General features: G+C 62.1%; 22 protein-coding genes and 3 tRNA genes. 14 read left to right on the top strand and 11 right to left on the bottom strand.

The window, feature by feature from the left end; genetic code table 11:
- The first annotated feature begins 47 nt into the window (after nucleotides 1-47).
- The 8 genes from GA645_RS11495 (at nucleotide 48) to GA645_RS11530 (ending at nucleotide 5,072) form a co-directional block, all read left to right on the top strand.
- Complete coding sequence (locus tag GA645_RS11495; RefSeq protein WP_152222814.1) at nucleotides 48-695, top strand: TetR/AcrR family transcriptional regulator; 648 nt, start codon at nucleotides 48-50, stop codon at nucleotides 693-695.
- Between the two features lie 231 nt (nucleotides 696-926).
- On the top strand, nucleotides 927-1,226 hold the full coding sequence (locus tag GA645_RS11500) for a hypothetical protein (protein WP_152222816.1): 300 nt from the start codon (nucleotides 927-929) through the stop codon (nucleotides 1,224-1,226).
- A gap of 281 nt (nucleotides 1,227-1,507) precedes the next feature.
- Nucleotides 1,508-2,152 carry a UvrY/SirA/GacA family response regulator transcription factor gene (gene uvrY / locus GA645_RS11505; RefSeq protein ID WP_152222817.1) on the top strand — a complete coding sequence of 215 codons (645 nt, stop codon included), beginning with the start codon at nucleotides 1,508-1,510 and terminating at the stop codon, nucleotides 2,150-2,152.
- A gap of 2 nt (nucleotides 2,153-2,154) precedes the next feature.
- Nucleotides 2,155-3,981, top strand: coding sequence for an excinuclease ABC subunit UvrC (gene uvrC / locus GA645_RS11510; RefSeq protein ID WP_152222819.1), 1,827 nt, complete (start codon nucleotides 2,155-2,157; stop codon nucleotides 3,979-3,981).
- 33 nt (nucleotides 3,982-4,014) lie between these two features.
- Entirely contained in the window at nucleotides 4,015-4,575 is a 561-nt protein-coding gene (gene pgsA / locus GA645_RS11515) for a CDP-diacylglycerol--glycerol-3-phosphate 3-phosphatidyltransferase (protein ID WP_152222821.1), read from the top strand.
- A 65-nt stretch (nucleotides 4,576-4,640) separates the two neighbouring features.
- A tRNA-Gly gene (locus GA645_RS11520) sits at nucleotides 4,641-4,716 on the top strand.
- Nucleotides 4,717-4,753: 37 nt separating this feature from the next.
- Nucleotides 4,754-4,827, top strand: a tRNA-Cys gene (locus GA645_RS11525).
- Between the two features lie 158 nt (nucleotides 4,828-4,985).
- Nucleotides 4,986-5,072, top strand: a tRNA-Leu gene (locus GA645_RS11530).
- 160 nt (nucleotides 5,073-5,232) lie between these two features.
- Here GA645_RS11530 and GA645_RS11535 read toward each other — a convergent pair.
- Together GA645_RS11535 and GA645_RS11540 are read right to left on the bottom strand one after the other, a co-directional pair.
- Complete coding sequence (locus tag GA645_RS11535; RefSeq protein WP_152222823.1) at nucleotides 5,233-5,541, bottom strand: hypothetical protein; 309 nt, start codon at nucleotides 5,539-5,541, stop codon at nucleotides 5,233-5,235.
- 649 nt (nucleotides 5,542-6,190) lie between these two features.
- A complete protein-coding gene (locus GA645_RS11540) occupies nucleotides 6,191-6,556 on the bottom strand; it encodes a DUF3509 domain-containing protein (protein WP_152222825.1) in 366 nt (121 codons plus the stop codon).
- A 510-nt stretch (nucleotides 6,557-7,066) separates the two neighbouring features.
- Here GA645_RS11540 and GA645_RS11545 point away from each other — a divergent pair.
- Entirely contained in the window at nucleotides 7,067-7,432 is a 366-nt protein-coding gene (locus GA645_RS11545; protein WP_152222827.1) for a LexA family transcriptional regulator, read from the top strand.
- Between the two features lie 205 nt (nucleotides 7,433-7,637).
- Entirely contained in the window at nucleotides 7,638-8,477 is an 840-nt protein-coding gene (galU, locus tag GA645_RS11550; RefSeq protein ID WP_088421520.1) for a UTP--glucose-1-phosphate uridylyltransferase GalU, read from the top strand.
- 254 nt (nucleotides 8,478-8,731) lie between these two features.
- Here the strand turns inward: galU and GA645_RS11560 are convergent, their stop codons facing one another.
- Nucleotides 8,732-9,154, bottom strand: a complete 423-nt coding sequence (locus GA645_RS11560; RefSeq protein WP_152222829.1) for a VOC family protein — start codon at nucleotides 9,152-9,154, stop codon at nucleotides 8,732-8,734.
- 82 nt (nucleotides 9,155-9,236) lie between these two features.
- Here GA645_RS11560 and gorA point away from each other — a divergent pair, with 82 nt between their 5' ends.
- Nucleotides 9,237-10,595: a glutathione-disulfide reductase gene (gene gorA / locus GA645_RS11565; RefSeq protein ID WP_152228044.1), complete on the top strand. Its 1,359-nt coding sequence runs from the start codon at nucleotides 9,237-9,239 to the stop codon at nucleotides 10,593-10,595.
- A 105-nt stretch (nucleotides 10,596-10,700) separates the two neighbouring features.
- Here the strand turns inward: gorA and GA645_RS11570 are convergent, their stop codons facing one another.
- Complete coding sequence (locus GA645_RS11570; RefSeq protein ID WP_152222832.1) at nucleotides 10,701-11,699, bottom strand: bile acid:sodium symporter family protein; 999 nt, start codon at nucleotides 11,697-11,699, stop codon at nucleotides 10,701-10,703.
- Nucleotides 11,700-11,807: 108 nt separating this feature from the next.
- A complete protein-coding gene (locus GA645_RS11575; protein WP_152222834.1) occupies nucleotides 11,808-12,143 on the bottom strand; it encodes a hypothetical protein in 336 nt (111 codons plus the stop codon).
- Nucleotides 12,144-12,275: 132 nt separating this feature from the next.
- Here GA645_RS11575 and GA645_RS11580 point away from each other — a divergent pair, with 132 nt between their 5' ends.
- Nucleotides 12,276-12,749: an Lrp/AsnC family transcriptional regulator gene (locus tag GA645_RS11580; RefSeq protein ID WP_152222836.1), complete on the top strand. Its 474-nt coding sequence runs from the start codon at nucleotides 12,276-12,278 to the stop codon at nucleotides 12,747-12,749.
- 30 nt (nucleotides 12,750-12,779) lie between these two features.
- Here GA645_RS11580 and GA645_RS11585 read toward each other — a convergent pair whose 3' ends face one another.
- Complete coding sequence (locus GA645_RS11585; protein WP_152222838.1) at nucleotides 12,780-13,286, bottom strand: DUF1993 family protein; 507 nt, start codon at nucleotides 13,284-13,286, stop codon at nucleotides 12,780-12,782.
- 88 nt (nucleotides 13,287-13,374) lie between these two features.
- Nucleotides 13,375-14,088 carry an endonuclease gene (locus GA645_RS11590; protein ID WP_152222840.1) on the bottom strand — a complete coding sequence of 238 codons (714 nt, stop codon included), beginning with the start codon at nucleotides 14,086-14,088 and terminating at the stop codon, nucleotides 13,375-13,377.
- 297 nt (nucleotides 14,089-14,385) lie between these two features.
- Between GA645_RS11590 and GA645_RS11595 the strand changes: the two genes are divergently transcribed.
- Nucleotides 14,386-14,742 (top strand): hypothetical protein, encoded by a 357-nt coding sequence (locus GA645_RS11595; RefSeq protein ID WP_152222842.1) that lies wholly within the window; start codon nucleotides 14,386-14,388, stop codon nucleotides 14,740-14,742.
- Nucleotides 14,743-14,746: 4 nt separating this feature from the next.
- Here GA645_RS11595 and GA645_RS11600 read toward each other — a convergent pair whose 3' ends face one another.
- Nucleotides 14,747-14,932: a hypothetical protein gene (locus tag GA645_RS11600; protein WP_152222845.1), complete on the bottom strand. Its 186-nt coding sequence runs from the start codon at nucleotides 14,930-14,932 to the stop codon at nucleotides 14,747-14,749.
- A gap of 99 nt (nucleotides 14,933-15,031) precedes the next feature.
- Nucleotides 15,032-15,337, bottom strand: a complete 306-nt coding sequence (locus tag GA645_RS11605) for a transcriptional regulator (RefSeq protein WP_152222847.1) — start codon at nucleotides 15,335-15,337, stop codon at nucleotides 15,032-15,034.
- A gap of 218 nt (nucleotides 15,338-15,555) precedes the next feature.
- Between GA645_RS11605 and GA645_RS11610 the strand changes: the two genes are divergently transcribed.
- The gene (locus tag GA645_RS11610; protein ID WP_152222849.1) at nucleotides 15,556-15,936 is read left to right on the top strand and encodes a hypothetical protein; all 381 of its coding nucleotides are present in this window, start codon (nucleotides 15,556-15,558) and stop codon (nucleotides 15,934-15,936) included.
- A gap of 187 nt (nucleotides 15,937-16,123) precedes the next feature.
- On the opposite strand, the gene GA645_RS11615 is transcribed toward GA645_RS11610, so the two are convergent.
- Entirely contained in the window at nucleotides 16,124-16,690 is a 567-nt protein-coding gene (locus GA645_RS11615) for a flavin reductase family protein (protein WP_152222851.1), read from the bottom strand.
- A 22-nt stretch (nucleotides 16,691-16,712) separates the two neighbouring features.
- Nucleotides 16,713-17,633, bottom strand: a complete 921-nt coding sequence (locus GA645_RS11620; RefSeq protein WP_152222853.1) for a bestrophin family protein — start codon at nucleotides 17,631-17,633, stop codon at nucleotides 16,713-16,715.
- Between the last annotated feature and the right edge of the window lie 36 nt (nucleotides 17,634-17,669).

A 17,669-nucleotide genomic window follows, 5' to 3' on the forward strand; every position in this document is an offset into this window, starting at 1 on the left:
GGCGCAAATTATTTTTTTGTGCCATTACATGAGAGAATCGAGCGCGGATGTCCCCGGGCCAGGCCAAGAAGGCGGCCCCTGAGCGGAAGAAGGTGCACATGAATCGACAGCTACGCTGGGGTGACGCCAGCCGAATGGGAAATGCCAGCGATGGGCGTTCGCTGATTCTGCGGGCGGCGCTGGAAGTGATGATCGAGGAGGGCACCGAGAGCTTCTCGATCGACGATGTGGCCCAGCAGGCGAACATCTCGCGACGTACCCTGTACCGCTATTTCAGTAACAAGAAGGAGCTGATTCAGGCGGTCATCAGTGCGGAGAACGGTGCTTTCTTCGAGGAAATGCAACGCAGCGTGCAGGTGTTCGAGGATGACTTCGAGCGCTATCTCGAGGAGTGCGTGTGCTTCTCCGTGCGCTACTTGGATCGGCACAACGGGGGCTTCCACCACAGCTACCTGGCGAAGAGTTCGACCTCTGACGTCTTCAGCTATATCCTCGAAGACATCGCGCCGATGTGGCGCGGCGTGCTGGAAGAGCCCTACCGGCGCTATGCCGAGCGGCACGGCGCGGCAGTCGTGGCGCTGGACGATGTCATCGCGCTGATCAGCCGCATCGGACTCGCGTATTGCCTGGTGCCCACCGACGAGGCGGCGGTCCGCGCGCAGATGGCAATTCTCCAGCCGGTCCGGCGGCGCTGAGGGGACATGCGCCCGCCCGGCAGGGCAGCAGGTGGGCCTTGCGATAGCCGGTTGGGGCGCTCGCTAACCAGGGGATCTGCAGCGTCTCGTCCTGGCGTGGTTTGCTGATAAGCCTCAGGACCTGCCACCTCGCCGATACGCTCAGCGCGTGTGAAGTCGGTCCTGGTCACGTTTCACAGGTCATTCGCTACCCTACTGCATGGGCTCATCACATGGACGAGGAGGGCGCCCGTGTTCTTCAGGGCATTGATATTCGCGACTGTCTGGATCGGCTTCTGGTATGCCAGTAGCTGGGTTGTTACGCAGTACTTCACGCCAGCCTCTGCCACCTGGTGGTCAATGGGGCTTGTCGCGTTCCCGATCATCTTTCCGCTCTACCTCACAACGGACTTCTGGATCCAGGACTCCTATGCGGCCATCTGGCCCCGCCTCTCGCTGGCTCTGATCTGCCTTGGCGGCATGCTGCTCTATTATCCGGCGCTGCTGGTGCTGCTCTGGCTGATTCGATTGCTGCGGTGGGTTGCCGTCTAGGGCGGGCTGGAGGATCAGGGCATTGAGCGCTGGAGGGAAGGTTCAGGCGCTGAGTCGGGGTGCCGTTTTTTCTCTGCTTGCTTCCGTGAAAGGCCCGTCATAGACGTTCCGGTACAGGTCTGTCAGCATTTGCCGGTGTGCCGGGCAGGATTCTCTGGCGCTTGCATTTTGACGAGCCTGCACCAAGCTAGGTCGAGACGGTGCTTTCTGTTAAGGTTCGCGAATTCCGCGAAGTTGTCGCTGGATCTTCACATTTACATTTCTGTGCAAAGGGGTGCTGCGTGATCAAGGTGCTGGTGGTCGATGACCACGATCTGGTGCGCACCGGAATTACCCGCATGCTGGCCGATATCGACGGCCTGCAGGTCGTTGGTCAGGCCGACTCCGGCGAGCGCGGACTGCAACTGGCCAGGGAGCTCAAGCCCGATGTCGTGCTGATGGATGTGAAGATGCCTGGCATTGGCGGACTGGAGGCAACCCGCAAACTCTTGCGTAGCCAACCCGACGTGCGTGTGGTGGTGGTGACCGTGTGCGAGGAAGATCCGTTCCCGACCCGGTTGATGCAGGCCGGCGCTGCGGGATACCTCACCAAGGGCGCGGCGCTCGAGGAAATGGTCCAGGCGATTCGCCAGGTATTTGCCGGTCAGCGCTACATCAGTCCGCAGATCGCCCAGAGCCTGGCGCTGAAGTCCTTCGAGCCCGAGAAGAACGCGTCCCCCTTCGACACCCTGTCCGAGCGGGAGATCCAGATCGCCCTGATGATCGCCAACTGCCACAAGGTGCAGAGCATCTCGGACAAGCTCTGCCTGTCGCCGAAAACCGTCAACACCTACCGTTACCGCATCTTCGAGAAACTCTCGATCACCAGCGACGTGGAACTGGCGTTGCTGGCCGTTCGGCACGGCATGGTCGATACCAGCAACTGACGATGGCCACAGCATTCGATTCGGCGGCGTTCCTGGCCACCTGCAGCGGGCGGCCGGGCGTCTACCGCATGTTCGATGCGGACGCCAAGCTGCTCTATGTCGGCAAGGCGAAAGACCTCAAAAAGCGCCTTTCCAGCTACTTCCGCAAGTCCGGCCTCGCGCCGAAGACCGCTGCCCTGGTGGCGCGGATCGCCCAGGTCGAAACCACCATCACCGCCAACGAAACCGAGGCGCTGCTGCTGGAGCAGACGCTGATCAAGGAGTGGCGGCCGCCCTACAACATCCTGCTGCGGGACGATAAGTCCTACCCCTATGTGTTCCTCTCCAGCGAGGACAGTTTTCCCCGGTTGACCATCCATCGCGGTGCGAAGAAGCAGAAGGGGCGCTATTTCGGTCCGTACCCCAGCGCGGGAGCCATCCGTGAAAGCCTGGCTCTGCTGCAGAAAGCCTTCTTCGTGCGGCAGTGCGAGGACAGCTACTTCCGCAATCGCACGCGCCCCTGCCTGCAGTACCAGATCAAGCGCTGCAAGGCGCCTTGCGTCGGGCTGGTCAGCGAAGAGGAATACGCCGAAGACGTGCGCCACTCGATCATGTTCCTCGAAGGTCGCAGCAATGTGCTGGCGGACGAGCTGTCCACCAGCATGGAGCAGGCAGCCATGCGCCTGGACTTCGAGAAGGCGGCGGAACTGCGCGACCAGGTGGCCATTCTGCGCCGTGTGCAGGACCAGCAGAGCATGGAAGGGGGCAGTGGCAACGTCGACGTGGTTGCCGCCATCGTCACGCCGGGCGGCGCCTGTGTGCACCTGATCAGCGTTCGCGGTGGCCGCGTGCTGGGCAGCAAGAATTTCTTCCCTCAGGTGGCGATCGAGGAGGAGGTGGGCGATGTACTGCTGGCCTTCCTCGGTCAGTACTACCTGAGCCATCACGAGCGCGACCTGCCCAGCGAGCTGATCGTCAACGCCGTGCACGAGGATTTCCCGGTGCTGGTGTCGGCTATTGAAGAGTCTCGTGGGAAGTCGCTGGAAATCACCCACCGCGTCCGCAGTACCCGCGCTCGCTGGCAGCAACTGGCCGTGACCAACGCCGAGCAGGCCCTGGCCGCGCGTCTTGCCAATCGCCAGCACATGGCCGCGCGCTTCGAGGCGCTGGGGGATGCGCTGGACCTCGCCGAGCCGCCGCAGCGTCTTGAGTGCTTCGACATCAGTCACTCCAGCGGCGAGGCGACCGTCGCGTCCTGCGTGGTCTTCGGGCCTGAGGGTGCGCTGAAGTCGGACTACCGGCGCTTCAATATTGAAGGCATCACTGCTGGCGATGACTATGCCGCGATGCATCAGGCGCTGACCCGGCGTTTCAGTCGCCTGAAGGACGGCGAGGGAAAGATGCCGGACATCCTCCTGGTCGACGGCGGCAAGGGCCAGCTGGCGATGGCGCAGGAGGTGCTCCAGGAACTGGCGGTGGTCGGTCTGACGCTACTTGGTGTGGCCAAGGGTGCGACGCGCAAGCCGGGGCTGGAAACGCTCTACCTGAACGATGCCGAGAATGAGTTCACGCTGCCGGCAGACTCCCCGGCGCTGCACCTCATCCAGCAGATCCGCGACGAAGCGCACCGATTCGCGATTACCGGCCACCGCGCCAGGCGAGGAAAAGCACGTCGTACCTCCACGCTCGAGGACGTGCCAGGCGTAGGCCCCAAGCGCCGTCGCGACCTGCTCAAGCATTTCGGCGGGTTGCAGGAACTGTCGCGTGCCAGTATCGAGGAAATTGCCAAATCCCCCGGTATCAGTAAAAAGCTGGCTGAGCAGATTTATGCTGTTCTTCACAGCGAGTAGAATGCCGGCTCAACTCGAAGACTTCCTGACCCGATGAATATCCCGAACCTGCTCACACTGCTTCGCGTTCTGCTCATTCCGATCTTCATCCTGCTGTTCTATTCCTCCTTCCCTTCCAGTCATCTGGTAGCCAGCGCCGTGTTCGCTCTGGCGGCAGCCACCGACTGGCTGGATGGTTACCTGGCGCGTCGCCTGGGGCAGAGTACGCCGTTCGGGGCATTCCTCGATCCGGTGGCGGACAAGCTGATGGTGGCGACCGCACTGGTGCTGCTGGTTGAGGCGCACGCGAACCTGTGGCTTACCATGCCGGCGGTGATCATCATCGGTCGAGAGATCGTGGTATCGGCGTTGCGCGAATGGATGGCCGAGCTGGGGGCGAGGGCGCACGTGGCCGTCTCCAACCTCGGCAAATGGAAAACCGCGGCGCAGATGCTGGCGCTGGTCATCCTGCTGGCCAATCCGCCGCTGATGACCTTCTGGGTAGTGGTGGGCTACGTGCTGCTGATTGTTGCCGCCGTACTGACCCTGTGGTCGATGCTGCACTATCTGCTTGCGGCCTGGCCCCATCTCAATACCACCCCGAAAGAGAAATAAGTTTTTTTGAATCAAGGAGTTGACAGGGCTTTTCGAAACGATAGAATGGCGCCCGTCAACACGACGCGGGAATAGCTCAGTTGGTAGAGCACGACCTTGCCAAGGTCGGGGTCGCGAGTTCGAGTCTCGTTTCCCGCTCCAAATTTTGACGGTTTGCAATGTAAGCCGTTTGTTTCATGGCTGAGTAGCAGAGTGGTTATGCACCGGATTGCAAATCCGTGAACGCCGGTTCGATTCCGACCTCAGCCTCCAATAGAAAAGCCCTGTAAATCCAAGATTTACAGGGCTTTTTCTTTAGCGGACAATTGCGCCTGCATTACGATTCCACAGGTGCAGGTAAGGAAGCGGTCCGTATAGAGTCCAGTCTGCTTCCTGCTCGCCAGAGCTGCTCACTGCTGCACAGCGCTACCGCCCGGATGGCGAAATCGGTAGACGCAAGAGACTTAAAATCTCTCGTCCGTAAGGGCGTGCCGGTTCGACCCCGGCTCCGGGCACCATTTCCGCATCAATGGCCAGCGAGCCATTCCCCCTGACTCTGTCTCGCCCCCCAGCGCGCAATTGGCCGGCAAGTATCCTGTTGGCGTTACCAGCGTCGTAGGCCGACCTCCATTTCTCGCCTTTCTGGCCTCGAATACGGTTCTTGGTTTCGGGCACTGCTCACTTCCTCTTCTTGGCGTCTTGCGCTTCGTATTGGAGGCATTTGCTTTCAGCGCTGGCAAATGCCTCGTCGGGCGTTTGATTTCCCCGAAAGCCGAAGCGGACGAAGTACCGTATGACGGTCCTGGTATCCGCATCCAGCTTGTCGCGGCCGTCCTCTACCGCCGCAAGGGCCTGCTGCTCGGTGCTGCCCTGGTCGCGGTACAGGGCGCCGGCACGGGCAAACAAACCGATGCCGGTGCAGAAGTCCGAGGCTTGAGCGCCGCTGGACAAGGCTGAGAGCAGGAGTAGAGGGAGGCATTTCTTCATTTGGTCTTCTTGTGTCTGATGGCACGGGGCTATTTCAGCAGTATGGGGTCTGCCGGGGTGGCTTGCCTGCCTGGCCTGCATCGATTTTCGTAATTGCAGGGGGCCGAGCACGGAACCATTTCCGCCATGGGGGCGATTGGCTATCGGGCAGGTCTTCACTGCTTTAAAGATATGTCTGGGACGCTCGCCGTAGTGGCGCAATGGTATGGGGTGGGTGCAGATGGCCCGGCATGGGGCGGGATCAAGAATCGACTCATGAGAGAAGAGCAGGGCTGGCAATCCGAGCACGCGAAGGAGCCGAAATTGTAGAAGGCACAGGCGGAGACGATATGGGAACCAGCGTCGGGCGACACGTTCTCCTAGGCACTCAAACCCATAGCTCCGATAAGTCGCCCGGTCGCCGGGCGATTCGCGGACCAAGACCAGGTATCGAGCCATGCGCCAGTGGCGGGGTCGGATCGACGAAGCCGAAACCCGTTTGACTCAGGGAGTGCTTGCGCAGCTATTGGCCAGGCTAGCCGCCGTAGCAGGGAGCTATCGCTGGCGAGGGCAATTTTGGCGCTCATTGGCCGGTGATCGAGCAGATGCTGGACGATTCGAATGTACTTGGCAGTCGAGGCGCCTTCAGGGCCACTGATCCTGACTGAGCTCATGCATTCAGGTGCGCCAAGGCCCGCAGTTTGTCTCCTGCATTCACGACGCGGCGTTTGCGCAGCGGCTCGGTCGACTCATGAAAGTTCTGCAATTGAACCGGTTCCCGGAAATGATCCGCGTCTGCCGGCCGTAGCGGGCCTTCCTCCGTTGCCAGATCTCTACGGATGCGGTTCACCAGGCTGTCCAGCAGCTGCGCGTCCAGTTGCTCCTCCAGCTGGACGACGCGACAGGCAACCGGGCCGCCGTGGGAGTCGATGAGGGTCATGATCAGGTTGCCATCCGGTCGCGCGGCAAATGCCACCTCGAACTCTGGAAACTGGCGACTGAGATAGTGCGTAGCGGGAAGTCGTTCGACTCTCATGGTGGCGTCCTCGGCAGTGAGCGGCGAAATCCATCCGGACTCTATGCAGGGGACCGTTGCAGGGGGCGTACCAATGGGTGGGTATTGTGGAAATCCTTTCAGATCATGGGCTTGCCAGGCTTCATTGGAAAATGCGTCGTGCAGCTTGCAGGGAGCAGGCCGAATCGCAAGGCAATTTGCACGAACCGCAGGATCAATGGGGCAGCGGGTTCCGCCGCGTTGCGCTGGTGGGTTTTGCCTTGGTTTTCTGCAGGCGGGCCCGCCGCATGGGGACTCGCAGGATCGCCCACAAGGTCACCACTGCCAGCAGCAGCCAAGCCAGAATCATGAGAGTCACGAACGTGCCCGGATTCATATCGAAAGTCCTCGCCCCTTGCTAAGGGTAGACCACCACGGATCGTGCCGCGCCCTTTCAATGGAGTGGCTATGGCGTTCAGGGTTCCGGCAAATGGCTTGAAAACCGGGCGTCTACCTGGTATCTGTATATATATACAGTATATGGAGTGAGCCATGCACCTGCTATCGGAATCCATCCAACATGCCGCTCCCACGCTCCCGCAGTGGATGCCGTCTCACACATACATAGTGCGGGCACATGGCGATGGCATGACGGAGGCTGGGATTCACCATGACGACTTGCTGCTGGTCGACCGTTCCGAGCTGGCTGCGGAAGGTGAAATCGTCGTCGCGGAGCTCAATGGAGAAGCGTTGATCCGCCGACTGGCGATCATCGAAGGGGCTTTTGCCCTGCTGCCGGCGAGCGACTGCTTTCCGCCCATCCGGGTGGGTGAGGGTGACGAGCTGATGATCTGGGGCGTTGTTCGGCGGCGTCTGTCGGGGCAGGGTGGCGATTGGCGACAGGGCGTGACTGTCTGAAGGGCGGGGTCGCGATGCTGACTTTTTGCCATTAGCGGCGAACTCGCCGCCAGGGTTATTGTCAGATTCGCTGCCACCGGTCTCAGAGGCGAGGTCGTAAATGCTCAAAGGAGCACGAATCGCCGGATGCCGGGGCATTGTAAGGTGGCTGCAGCCTGATTAGACTGCGCGCAACTCGCACCCCTGTCCCCCTCGAAGGACTCCCATGATCAAGAAATGTCTGTTCCCGGCCGCTGGCTACGGCACCCGCTTCCTCCCGGCCACCAAGGCCATGCCCAAGGAAATGCTGCCGGTGGTGAACAAGCCGCTGATCCAGTACGCGGTGGAAGAGGCCCTGGAAGCCGGTCTCGGCGAAATCGGTATCGTGACCGGCCGTGGCAAGCGTTCCCTCGAAGACCACTTCGACATCAGCTATGAGCTGGAACACCAGATTCGCAACACCGACAAGGAAAAGTACCTCGTCGGCATCCGTCGCCTGATCGACGAGTGCACCTTCTCCTACACCCGCCAGATCGAAATGAAAGGCCTGGGCCACGCTATCCTGACCGGCCGTCCGCTGATCGGCGACGAGCCGTTCGCCGTCGTCCTGGCGGACGACCTGTGCCTGAACCTGGAAGGCGACAGCGTCCTCAAGCAGATGGTCAAGCTGTACAACCAGTTCCGCTGCTCCATCGTGGCGATCCAGGAAGTGCCGCCGGAAGAGACCAACAAGTACGGCGTGATCGCTGGCGAAATGATCCGCGACGACATCTACCGCGTGAACACCATGGTCGAGAAGCCCAAGCCGGAAGATGCTCCGTCGAACCTGGCGATCATCGGCCGCTACATCCTGACTCCGGACATCTTCGACCTGATCGAACAGACCGAGCCGGGCAAGGGCGGTGAAATCCAGATCACCGACGCCCTGATGAAGCAGGCCCAGGACGGTTGCGTGCTGGCGTACAAGTTCAAGGGCAAGCGTTTCGACTGCGGTAGCGCCGAGGGTTACATCGAGGCGACCAACTTCTGCTACGAGCACCTCTACAAGACCGGTAAGGCCTGGTAAGTCCAGGTTTGACGGTTTGTCGCAAAAGCCACCCTCGGGTGGCTTTTTCGTTTCCGGCCTTCTTGAGAGGGCGGTGTTACAGCGAGGGTGGAATCGGCATGGCTTCGGAGCCGGGCCCCAGCGGCTGTCCGTAGCTGAACTCGGCGTAGTTGCCGGCCGGGTCGCGCAGGCCACTAAAGGATTGTAAGTACATGGGTGGAAATCACGAATTTTCCTGCATGGCGACCTGAAGGAGTATCCGTCCCCTGCCTCTCCTACGGAATCGGCATCTCCTCCGATCCTGGCCCCAACGGCTGGCCGTAGCTGAACTCGACGTAATTGCCTCCTGGGTCACGAATGCCGCAGTAATAACCTACAGGGTAGGGCTCCTCACGTGGTGCCCATATCAGACAGCCTGCGTCCTGCGCTTCCTTAGCAATGCGGTCCACTTCCGCGTGGCTATCGACGGCAAAGCCGAAGTGACTGTAGTCGTCGCTGGCCAGGTGGCGCGCCTCGCCGCCGGGCATGATGACGAAGATGAAGCTGTGCTCCTTGCCCGGCTCGGCCATCCAGACAATCCGCGAGCCCTTGCCTTCGCGTTGGTGGATCACGCGCATGCCGCAGAAGCGTTTGTAGAAGGCAATGCAGGCATCCAGATCGGGAACATGCAGGGCCACATGAGTCAGGCTCGGTCGCATGGGAAGACCTCCTTCGGTTCCGGGCAGGATAGGTCAGGGCGTATAAGATATGCTGCCTGGCATTTCCACGCGGAGAATCATGATGTCTTTCGATTTTGACCTGTTCGTCATCGGCGCCGGTTCCGGCGGTGTGCGCGCTGCGCGTTTTGCGGCGGGCTTCGGTGCGCGGGTCGGCGTCGCGGAGAGCCGCTACCTGGGCGGCACCTGCGTCAACGTCGGCTGCGTGCCCAAGAAGCTGCTGGTCTATGGCGCTCACTTCCATGAAGACTTCGAGCAGGCCGCGGGCTTCGGCTGGACGGCCGAGGGCACGAAATTCGACTGGTCGACCCTGATCGCCAACAAGAATCGCGAGATACATCGCCTCAATGGCATTTATCGCAACCTCCTGGTCAACAGCGGTGTAACGCTGCTGGAAGGCCATGCGCAACTGCGCGATGCGCACACCATTGAAGTCGACGGCCAGCGCTTCACGGCCAAGCATATCCTGATCGCCACCGGTGGCTGGCCGCAGCTGCCGGATATCCCTGGCAAGGAGCACGCCATCACCTCCAACGAGGCGTTCTTCCTCGAGCAGTTGCCGCGTCGCGTGCTGGTGGTGGGCGGTGGCTACATCTCCGTCGAGTTCGCCTCGATCTTCCACGGCCTGGGCGCGCAGACGACCTTGCTGTATCGCCGTGACCTGTTCCTACGTGGCTTCGACCGCAGTGTGCGCGAGCACCTGCGCGATGAGCTGACCAAGAAGGGCCTCGATCTGCAGTTCAACGCCGATATCGCCCGGATCGACAAGCAGGCCGACGGCACACTGCTGGCCACCCTCAAGGATGGCCGTGTGCTGGAGGCCGATTGCGTGTTCTACGCCACCGGACGCCGGCCGATGCTGGACAACCTCGGGCTGGAGAACGTCTCGGTCGAGCTGGATGAGGGTGGCTTCATCAAGGTCGACGAGGCCTACCGCACCAGCGAACCTTCCATCCACGCCATTGGCGACGTGATCGGCAGGGTGCAGCTGACCCCGGTCGCGCTGGCCGAGGGCATGGCGGTGGCGCGGCATCTGTTCCGTCCGGAAGAGTACCGTCCGGTGGACTACAAGCTGATCCCGACTGCCGTATTCAGCCTGCCCACCATCGGCACCGTCGGGCTGACCGAGGACGAGGCGCGCGCTGCCGGCCACAAGGTGAAGCTCTTCGAGAGCCGCTTCCGTCCGATGAAGCTGACCCTGACCGAATGCCAGGAACGGACCCTGATGAAGCTGATCGTCGACGCCGACAGCGACAAGGTCCTGGGTTGCCATATGGTCGGCCCGGAAGCCGGGGAGATTCTCCAGGGTATCGCCATCGCGCTGAAGGCGGGGGCGACCAAGCGCATCTTCGACGAAACCATCGGCATCCACCCCACGGCGGCCGAGGAATTCGTCACGCTGCGTACGCCGGTCGGCGCCTGATCGCAGGGTCTCGACCGCAAGGCCCCGCTCCCAGGGGCCGAGACAAAAAAGCCGGTGCACTGCACCGGCTTTTTCGTGGGTGGCTATCCGTCCTGAGCCAACCTCTTAGTTGGCGCGCTCCAGCCGGCTGTGGGGCGCTTCCTGGCGCTTGGCGTAGCGCTGGGCGAGCACTGCGCAGACCATCAGCTGGATCTGGTGGAACAGCATCAGCGGCAACAGGATCACGCCGACGCTGCTGCTGGCGAACAGCACCGAGGCCATGGGAACGCCGGTCGCCAGGCTCTTCTTCGAGCCGCAGAAGACGATGGTGATGCGGTCCTCCAGGGAGAACCCGAGGTAGCGGCCGAGCAGGTTGGTGGCGACCAGCGCCAGGGCCAGCAGCACGCAGCAGGCGACCACCAGGCCGGCCAGCGCGGGCAGTGGAACCTGGTGCCAGAGGCCCTCGATCACCGCGGCGCTGAAGGCGGTGTAGACCACCAGCAGGATCGAGCCCTGGTCGACGTAGCGCAGCACGGGCTTGTGGCGCTCGACCCAGGCGCCGATCCAGGGGCGCAGCAGCTGGCCGGCCATGAAGGGCACCAGCAGTTGCAGGGTGATCTTGCCGATGGCGTCGAGGGTCGACATGCCGGTCTCGCCCTGGGCGCCGAGCAGCAGTTGCACCAGCAGCGGGGTGACGAACACCCCCAGCAGGCTGGAGGCGGAGGCGCTGCAGATCGCCGCCGGGATGTTGCCGCGCGCCAGCGAGGTGAAGGCGATCGCCGACTGCACGGTGGCGGGCAGGGCGCACAGGTAGAGCATGCCCAGGTACAGGTCCGGGGTGACCAGCGGCGACAGCAGCGGCTTGAGCGCCATGCCCAGGACCGGGAAGAGAATGAAGGTGCAGGCGAATATCAGCAGGTGCAGCCGCCAGTGCGTGGCGCCGGCGATGATCGCCTGCCGCGACAGCTTGGCGCCATGGAGGAAGAACAGCAGCGCGATGCCCAGGTTGGTGATCCAGCCAAAGATCACTGCGGCTGTGCCTTCGCAGGGCAGCAGGCTGGCGACCGTCACGGTGGCGATCAGCGCCAGGGTGAAGTTGTCGGGAAGCAGGCGTGGGCGAGCCATGGGCACATCTCTCGTATTGTTGTGTGAGTGACCGCGCCCGGCAGAAGCGAGCGGGTAGATTGCACTCTACTCACCACGAGAATTGCCGGCTAACGCCAGATAGCCAGATTATGTCGCTGAACGGACAGCGCGCAGCTCGTCGACATGGAGATCGACCGAACAGACGCTGACCATCCCGCGCATGCGCTGGGCGATCACTTCGGCGCGGTACCGGGGCAGGGTGTTCACCCGCAAGGCGATATCCATCCAGTCTTCCCGCCGCGAGGCCTCGACCTCCGTCGGAACATGGCCCTGCAAGGCGAATTGGTTCAGCAGCCGGCAGAGGATGTCGGCATCGATCTCGGCGCGGATCAGGTAGCGAACATCGGCAGCGGCTTCGGTTGGAACCGGGCGTTCCTGCAGGTCCGTGGAAAAGTCGGGGAAGGTGAGCGCGAGAAGAGTCATGGCAGCCGGCCGTTCGGGTGGGAGTCAGGAAGAGTGTGACGGTTGCTCGGGGGATTTTTTTGCCTGTTTTCTGCCTGACAAGGGGTATTTATGCATTAATGATTCTCTATTGTCTGAATCAGAGAATTATTAATGTCGGTTTCCCTGGATGCCCAAGACAAGAAGATCCTCGCCCTGTTGCAGGAAGAGGCGACGCTTTCCACCGCCGAGATTGCCGAGCGCATCGGGCTGTCGCAGTCGCCGTGCTGGCGCCGGATTCAGCGGTTGAAGGACGAGGGGGTGATCCGCAAGCAGGTGACTCTGCTGGATCGCAAGAAGATCGGCCTGAACACCCAGATTTTCGCTCAGGTAAAGCTCAACGCCCATGGGCGCAATCACCTGACGGACTTCGCCCAGGCCATCGGCAAGTTTCCCGAGGTGCTTGAATGCCATGTGCTGATGGGCGCGGTGGACTTCATGCTGCGCATCGTCACCGAGGACGTGGATGCTTACGAACGCTTCTTCTTCGAGAAGCTATCCCAGGTGCCGGGCGTGCAGGAGATCAACTCCATCGTCGCGCTGTCCGAGATCAAAGCCACCACCAGCCTGCCGCTGCCGCGCGGCTGAAGGGCGCCGGCGTGGCCGGCGCCAGGGCTCTCACACGCCGCCGAGATAGTCCATCTTGCCGACCTCCACGCCGTTGTGGCGCAGGATGTCGTAGGCGGTGGTGATGTGGAAATAGAAGTTCGGATTGACGAAGCCGAGCAGGAAGTCGGCGCCCTTGAAGCTGATCTCGCGGGTGCGCAGCTTCAGCTCGATGGTGCGGTTCTCGGCACCTTCGAACTGCTCGGGCTTCAGGGTCTTGAGGAAGTCGACAGTCTTGGTGATTCGCGCCTGCAACTCGGCGAAGGTGGTTTCCTCGTCGGCGAAGCTCGGCACCTCGACGCCGGCCAGGCGCGCGCCGGCGCCCTTGGCGGAGTCGCTGGCGATCTGCACCTGGCGCGCCAGCGGGAACATGTCCGGCGCAAGGCGGGCATTGATCAGGACGGATGGGTCGATGGACTTGGCTTCGGCATGGGCGGCGGCCTTGGCGAGGATCGCCGAGAGATTGCCGAGCATGCGGATGAAGACGGGAACGGAGGCCTGGTAGATCGAGAAGGACATGCTGCGTACTCCAGACAGGGAATAGGGCGCTCGTCACGAGGGACGACTGTCGGAGTCTACTGCCGGACCTGCGCGCTGTCGCCTGGCTTCAGCGCCTGGCGACACGGGGCGACGGGCAGCGGCTGGTTTCGACCTCGCCGACGTAGGGATTGCCCCAGCCCATAACGCAGCCGACCATCTGGTTGCGCTGACGCTCCCAGGTTTCCACCGGGTATTGCTTGCTCCAGGCGGTGAACAGCTGGCGGTCCTGGCTGGACATCTTCAGCCCGTAGCGATCGCTCATGTAGAAGTAGGTGCGGGCGATCATCCCGCGGATCTGCGGACGGGGCATGGCCTTCTTCGCCTTGAAGTCGATGACCATCGGACAGGCGCCGTACTGCGGGGGCTGCTTCGGCAGCCAGCCATAGCTGAAGTTGTTACGGTCGCCGTTGACCTCGCCGATGCTCGGCACCAGGTTGAACAGGTCGGCCTCCGCTTTCTGGTAGACGGGGTCATGCCTCGAGCAGTTGCTGCGGCCGCCGCTCTGCCAGCACTGGCGCTGGTGGCCGATCACCCAGGCCGGAACGATGTGTTCCCACTCGATGCGGGAGGCACGTTTGGCATTCTTGCGCGGGGTGTAGCCACAGCTCTTGAGGTCCACGGTGTTGCCGCTGTAGCGGCAGCCGCAATAGAACTCCACCGACTGCCTCGCGTAGAGCGTGCGGCCGATCTTCTTGGCTTCCTCGAACGTGCGCGGAGCGGCAGCGGAGGCGACCGCGGGAATGGCGAGAATCAGCAGCAGGGGCAGGCGGCGTCGGAACATGAGGTATTCCTTACGAAAGTAGCTGCATCTTACTGATTGAAAAAGAATTGCCAATCGTGGCAATCGAATGGCAAGGCTGCCGGGAGCCTGTTTGGCGGGTGCAACGGGCGGATTGCGTGGGAGGTGTAGCTCTAAGGGTGGGAATCAGTGGGTTTTCTTTATATTTGAGATTATGTTTATTTTGTAAGTATATGAAAAATATAAATTTGAATTCTTTAATGCCGTGTGGCGTCCGGCCTGCACAGCCGGTGAATGGATTGGTATGCTGAAGCCTTTCCAGCTACCCCGGAGCACCCCATGAACAGTCTCGGAAACCTGGTGCTCATTGCCTGTTGTGCCCTGGCGGCACCGGTGTCGGCACAACAGCGATTCTCCGGCCATGTTCAGCCCCAATATCAAGGGCAATCCCAGCCCCAGGCTCAATGGCAGCAATCGCCGCCGGTGATCCAGCGCATCTATGTCAGCCCAGGGGCCAGCGGCCGCGTGGACAGCTCGTCGAGCTGGCAGCGCAATGACGGATACGGAGGCGTGCAGGTACCGCGCGGTTATGGCGAGTCGCATTCGAACACGGTGATCATCGATCAGTCCGGAAGTGGCATCCGGCAGAGCATCGAATACCCCAACGGAGCGGTGTACCCGTATACGCGGCCCTGACCGGTCAGTCGGTCTGGTCGCTACGGGTCAGGCGGGATTTACGCAGGCCGCCGTGGCTATAGAACAGCCCGGTGTCGCCGCGCCAGTGGAACAGGGTGGCAAGGAAGGCGGAACTGATGCGGCCGACGTCCCAGCTGCGCAGTTTGCGGTAGGCCCAACGCCAGCTGTCGGCATTCGAAGAGTCGCCCATGGAATCGTCCTTGATTCGGAAAGCGGAAGTACCAAGGACGTTAGTGCGCGGGACCGGGCTGCGCAAGTCTCTGCTCCCGCGCACATTCCGGTGGCACATTCAGCTCGCCGCGGCCTCCTCGACGTACTCCTTGAGCCAGCGCAGCACCTCCACGGCGTCCCAGCGGCTGGGGTCGAACATTGCGTAGGCCTGCCCCTGGTATCCGACCACGTCCAGCGGGCGGTGGTAGCCGGCGCGCTGCAGCAGCGCCTCGATTTCGGCGAAGCAGGTGTTGAAGTGCGTGCGGCTGAACGGGGTCTTGCCTTCGGTGACCAGACCTTCGAGGAGCAGCTCCTCGACGGCTTCGCGCACTTCATCGACGGCCATGTGATTCACGGTGTACTTCAGCTGATGGATGCTCACCATCGCTCTGCTCCTATAGAAGGACTGACCCTCGTCATGCGGCGTTGCGCAGTACGGGCTCGTCGCGCCTTTCGTCATCGTTGAGTGAATGTTCTCAAAATACTGTATGCATGAACAGTATTTTGTGATTACTATGACTTCGCTGTCTGACCGAATCCATGGAAGCCCTACAGGCGCCGGCATGGCGTGCGGGTCCGTCGACGAATGAGGAGGGTGTGGCGATGCTGGGGAAACTGATGGCGTGCTCGATGCTGGCGGTACTGGCTGGCTGCGCGGAACCTCCGATGGACGTGCCGCGAGCCAACGGTGCCTATCTGATCATCGAAGGGCGCGAGGCGTGGGCGGTGCTGATTGCCGATGGCAAGCGCATCGAGGAACGCGGCACGGTGCATGACGCCATTCGCCTGCCCAGGGCGCGCTCCAGCATCGCCGCCAGCTATGTGATCGACACGCCCAACTGCGGCCGGCTGCAGTGGCTGACCGAGACTGAGGGCGATTCGGTGGTGCGTCTGACACCCGGTGACAATGAACAGGACCTTTCCGCCTGCCGGATCAGCGGCGGCCTCAGCCGGGTCTGGACGGCGCTGGATTATTCGAGCTGACGGCGCTTCGTCGGGCGATGGAAAATGTTGCAAATGGCGCTGTAGTCTTCACGTTTTTTTCACCAGCGCGAGCAGAGTATGAATTCCAGCTAAAGGATTAGCTCCCCAATGAAAAAGCCCGCATCAAGCGGGCTTTTTTATGTCTGCGATTCGGCCTGGCAGGGTTGCCTGCGATAGCCTCGAACGCTCAGTCGCGCGTGACCTGGAAGGCCTCGCCGGTAGCGAAGAAGGCGCCGCCGGCCTGGTAGTGGATGGTGCGCAGATCATCGCTGGGGAAGTGCCAGCGCCCGTTCGAGAAGGCGCGCTCATCGGCATAGGCGGCCACCACCTCAGCGATGAACAGGTCGTACTTGTCCTGGTTGTTCGGCTCGCTGATCACCTTGCATTCCAGATAGGCCACGCAGCCATCGACGATCGGCGCTTCGATCTGGCGCGCCCGCGAGGTGCGGATATCCAGTTGCTCGAACTTGTTCAACTCGCCGCCATTGCTGGAGCCGACCGCCAGGGTCAGCTCCGCCTGCTGGCGCGACGGCAACTGGATGACGAAGGCCCCGGAACCCTCCACCAGGTGGCGCGACCAGGTATTGCGGTCGAGCACCAGCATCAGCTTGGGCGGGTCGAAATCCAGCGGCATGACCCAGGCGGCGGCCATCACGTTGGCGACACCGTCGTGCTCGCTGGTGACGAGAGTGCTCGGGCCGTGGTTGAGCAGCAGGTAGGCCTTGGCCAGCGGCACGTCTTTCAGGTGATTCATCGGTTGTTCCTCGGGGCTGGGCTCAAAGCAGCAGGCCGTTCACCGGCTGCAGCGGTTCGGGCAGGGGCGATTCGCCGAGGATCTCCAGTACGGCGATTTCCACGTTGCGGCTCATGGCGTCCAGCGGCAGGTCGTTGGGTTGGGTGTCGAAAGGGTCGGCGATCTGGTCGCCCAGGGCATCCAGGCCGAAGAAGGTGTAGGCCAGCACGCACACCGCCAGCGGGGTGAACCAGCCGATGCTGTCGACCAGGCAGAACGGCAGCAGGAAGCAGTAGACGTGCACGATGCGGTGCAGCATCAGGATGTAGGGATACGGAATCGGTGTGTTGCGGATCCGCTCGCAGCCGCCGAGCACGTAGGAGAGCCGGGTCATCTGCTGGTCGATGGCGGCGAGGGTGATGTCGCCGGCTCCGGCTTCGCGGGCACGCTTGGCGAAACGCTCGCCGACGCTGGCCAGCAATGCATTGGTTGGCGTGGCGGTGGCCGCCAGCGCGGCCGACTCGTTGGTGCCGAGCAGTCGGCGAACGTCCTCGCTCTGCGAGGTGCCGCGCAGATGGTCGCGCAGCACGTAGGCAAAGGCGATCAGCGGGTTGCAGAGGCCGCGGCGGGCTTCCGGGGTGAGGTCCGGCAGCAGTGAACGGGTCTGGCGGGCCAGGTTGCGTGTAACGATCAGCAGCTCGCCCCACAGCGTGCGGGCTTCCCAGAAGCGCTGGTAGGCCACGTTGTTGCGGAAGCCGAGGAAGATCGCCAGGGTCAGGCCCCAGAGGGTGAAGGGCGTGGAGGTGATGACCACCTTGTAGTGGTAGAGCGTGCCGTGGGTGGCTACCACCAGCGAACTGAGCAGCACTGTGTAGAGCACCTTGCGCCAGATGGCCGGGATGATCGAGCCCTTGAGCGAAAACAGCAGGACCCAAAGTGTCGGGGTTTGCGGGCGAAGGATCATGCGGCGGTATCCGGTGGGGCGGAGCGGGCATGATAG

Origin of the sequence: Pseudomonas sp. SCB32 (assembly GCF_009189165.1) — a bacterium.
Classification (GTDB): Bacteria; Pseudomonadota; Gammaproteobacteria; order Pseudomonadales; family Pseudomonadaceae; genus Pseudomonas.

Coding starts and splice junctions, on each gene's coding strand:
- GA645_RS11580 (WP_152222836.1), top strand. CDS start 12,276: ATGTCGGTTTCCCTGGATGCCCAAGACAAGAAGATCCTCGCCCTGTTG.
- galU (WP_088421520.1), top strand. CDS start 7,638: ATGATCAAGAAATGTCTGTTCCCGGCCGCTGGCTACGGCACCCGCTTC.
- GA645_RS11620 (WP_152222853.1), bottom strand. CDS start 17,633: ATGATCCTTCGCCCGCAAACCCCGACACTTTGGGTCCTGCTGTTTTCG.
- GA645_RS11545 (WP_152222827.1), top strand. CDS start 7,067: ATGCACCTGCTATCGGAATCCATCCAACATGCCGCTCCCACGCTCCCG.
- GA645_RS11575 (WP_152222834.1), bottom strand. CDS start 12,143: ATGACTCTTCTCGCGCTCACCTTCCCCGACTTTTCCACGGACCTGCAG.
- GA645_RS11495 (WP_152222814.1), top strand. CDS start 48: ATGTCCCCGGGCCAGGCCAAGAAGGCGGCCCCTGAGCGGAAGAAGGTG.
- GA645_RS11585 (WP_152222838.1), bottom strand. CDS start 13,286: ATGTCCTTCTCGATCTACCAGGCCTCCGTTCCCGTCTTCATCCGCATG.
- GA645_RS11605 (WP_152222847.1), bottom strand. CDS start 15,337: ATGGTGAGCATCCATCAGCTGAAGTACACCGTGAATCACATGGCCGTC.
- GA645_RS11600 (WP_152222845.1), bottom strand. CDS start 14,932: ATGGGCGACTCTTCGAATGCCGACAGCTGGCGTTGGGCCTACCGCAAA.
- GA645_RS11610 (WP_152222849.1), top strand. CDS start 15,556: ATGCTGGGGAAACTGATGGCGTGCTCGATGCTGGCGGTACTGGCTGGC.
- GA645_RS11615 (WP_152222851.1), bottom strand. CDS start 16,690: ATGAATCACCTGAAAGACGTGCCGCTGGCCAAGGCCTACCTGCTGCTC.
- GA645_RS11590 (WP_152222840.1), bottom strand. CDS start 14,088: ATGTTCCGACGCCGCCTGCCCCTGCTGCTGATTCTCGCCATTCCCGCG.
- GA645_RS11560 (WP_152222829.1), bottom strand. CDS start 9,154: ATGCGACCGAGCCTGACTCATGTGGCCCTGCATGTTCCCGATCTGGAT.
- pgsA (WP_152222821.1), top strand. CDS start 4,015: ATGAATATCCCGAACCTGCTCACACTGCTTCGCGTTCTGCTCATTCCG.
- GA645_RS11595 (WP_152222842.1), top strand. CDS start 14,386: ATGAACAGTCTCGGAAACCTGGTGCTCATTGCCTGTTGTGCCCTGGCG.
- GA645_RS11540 (WP_152222825.1), bottom strand. CDS start 6,556: ATGAGAGTCGAACGACTTCCCGCTACGCACTATCTCAGTCGCCAGTTT.
- GA645_RS11570 (WP_152222832.1), bottom strand. CDS start 11,699: ATGGCTCGCCCACGCCTGCTTCCCGACAACTTCACCCTGGCGCTGATC.
- gorA (WP_152228044.1), top strand. CDS start 9,237: ATGTCTTTCGATTTTGACCTGTTCGTCATCGGCGCCGGTTCCGGCGGT.
- GA645_RS11535 (WP_152222823.1), bottom strand. CDS start 5,541: ATGAAGAAATGCCTCCCTCTACTCCTGCTCTCAGCCTTGTCCAGCGGC.
- uvrC (WP_152222819.1), top strand. CDS start 2,155: ATGGCCACAGCATTCGATTCGGCGGCGTTCCTGGCCACCTGCAGCGGG.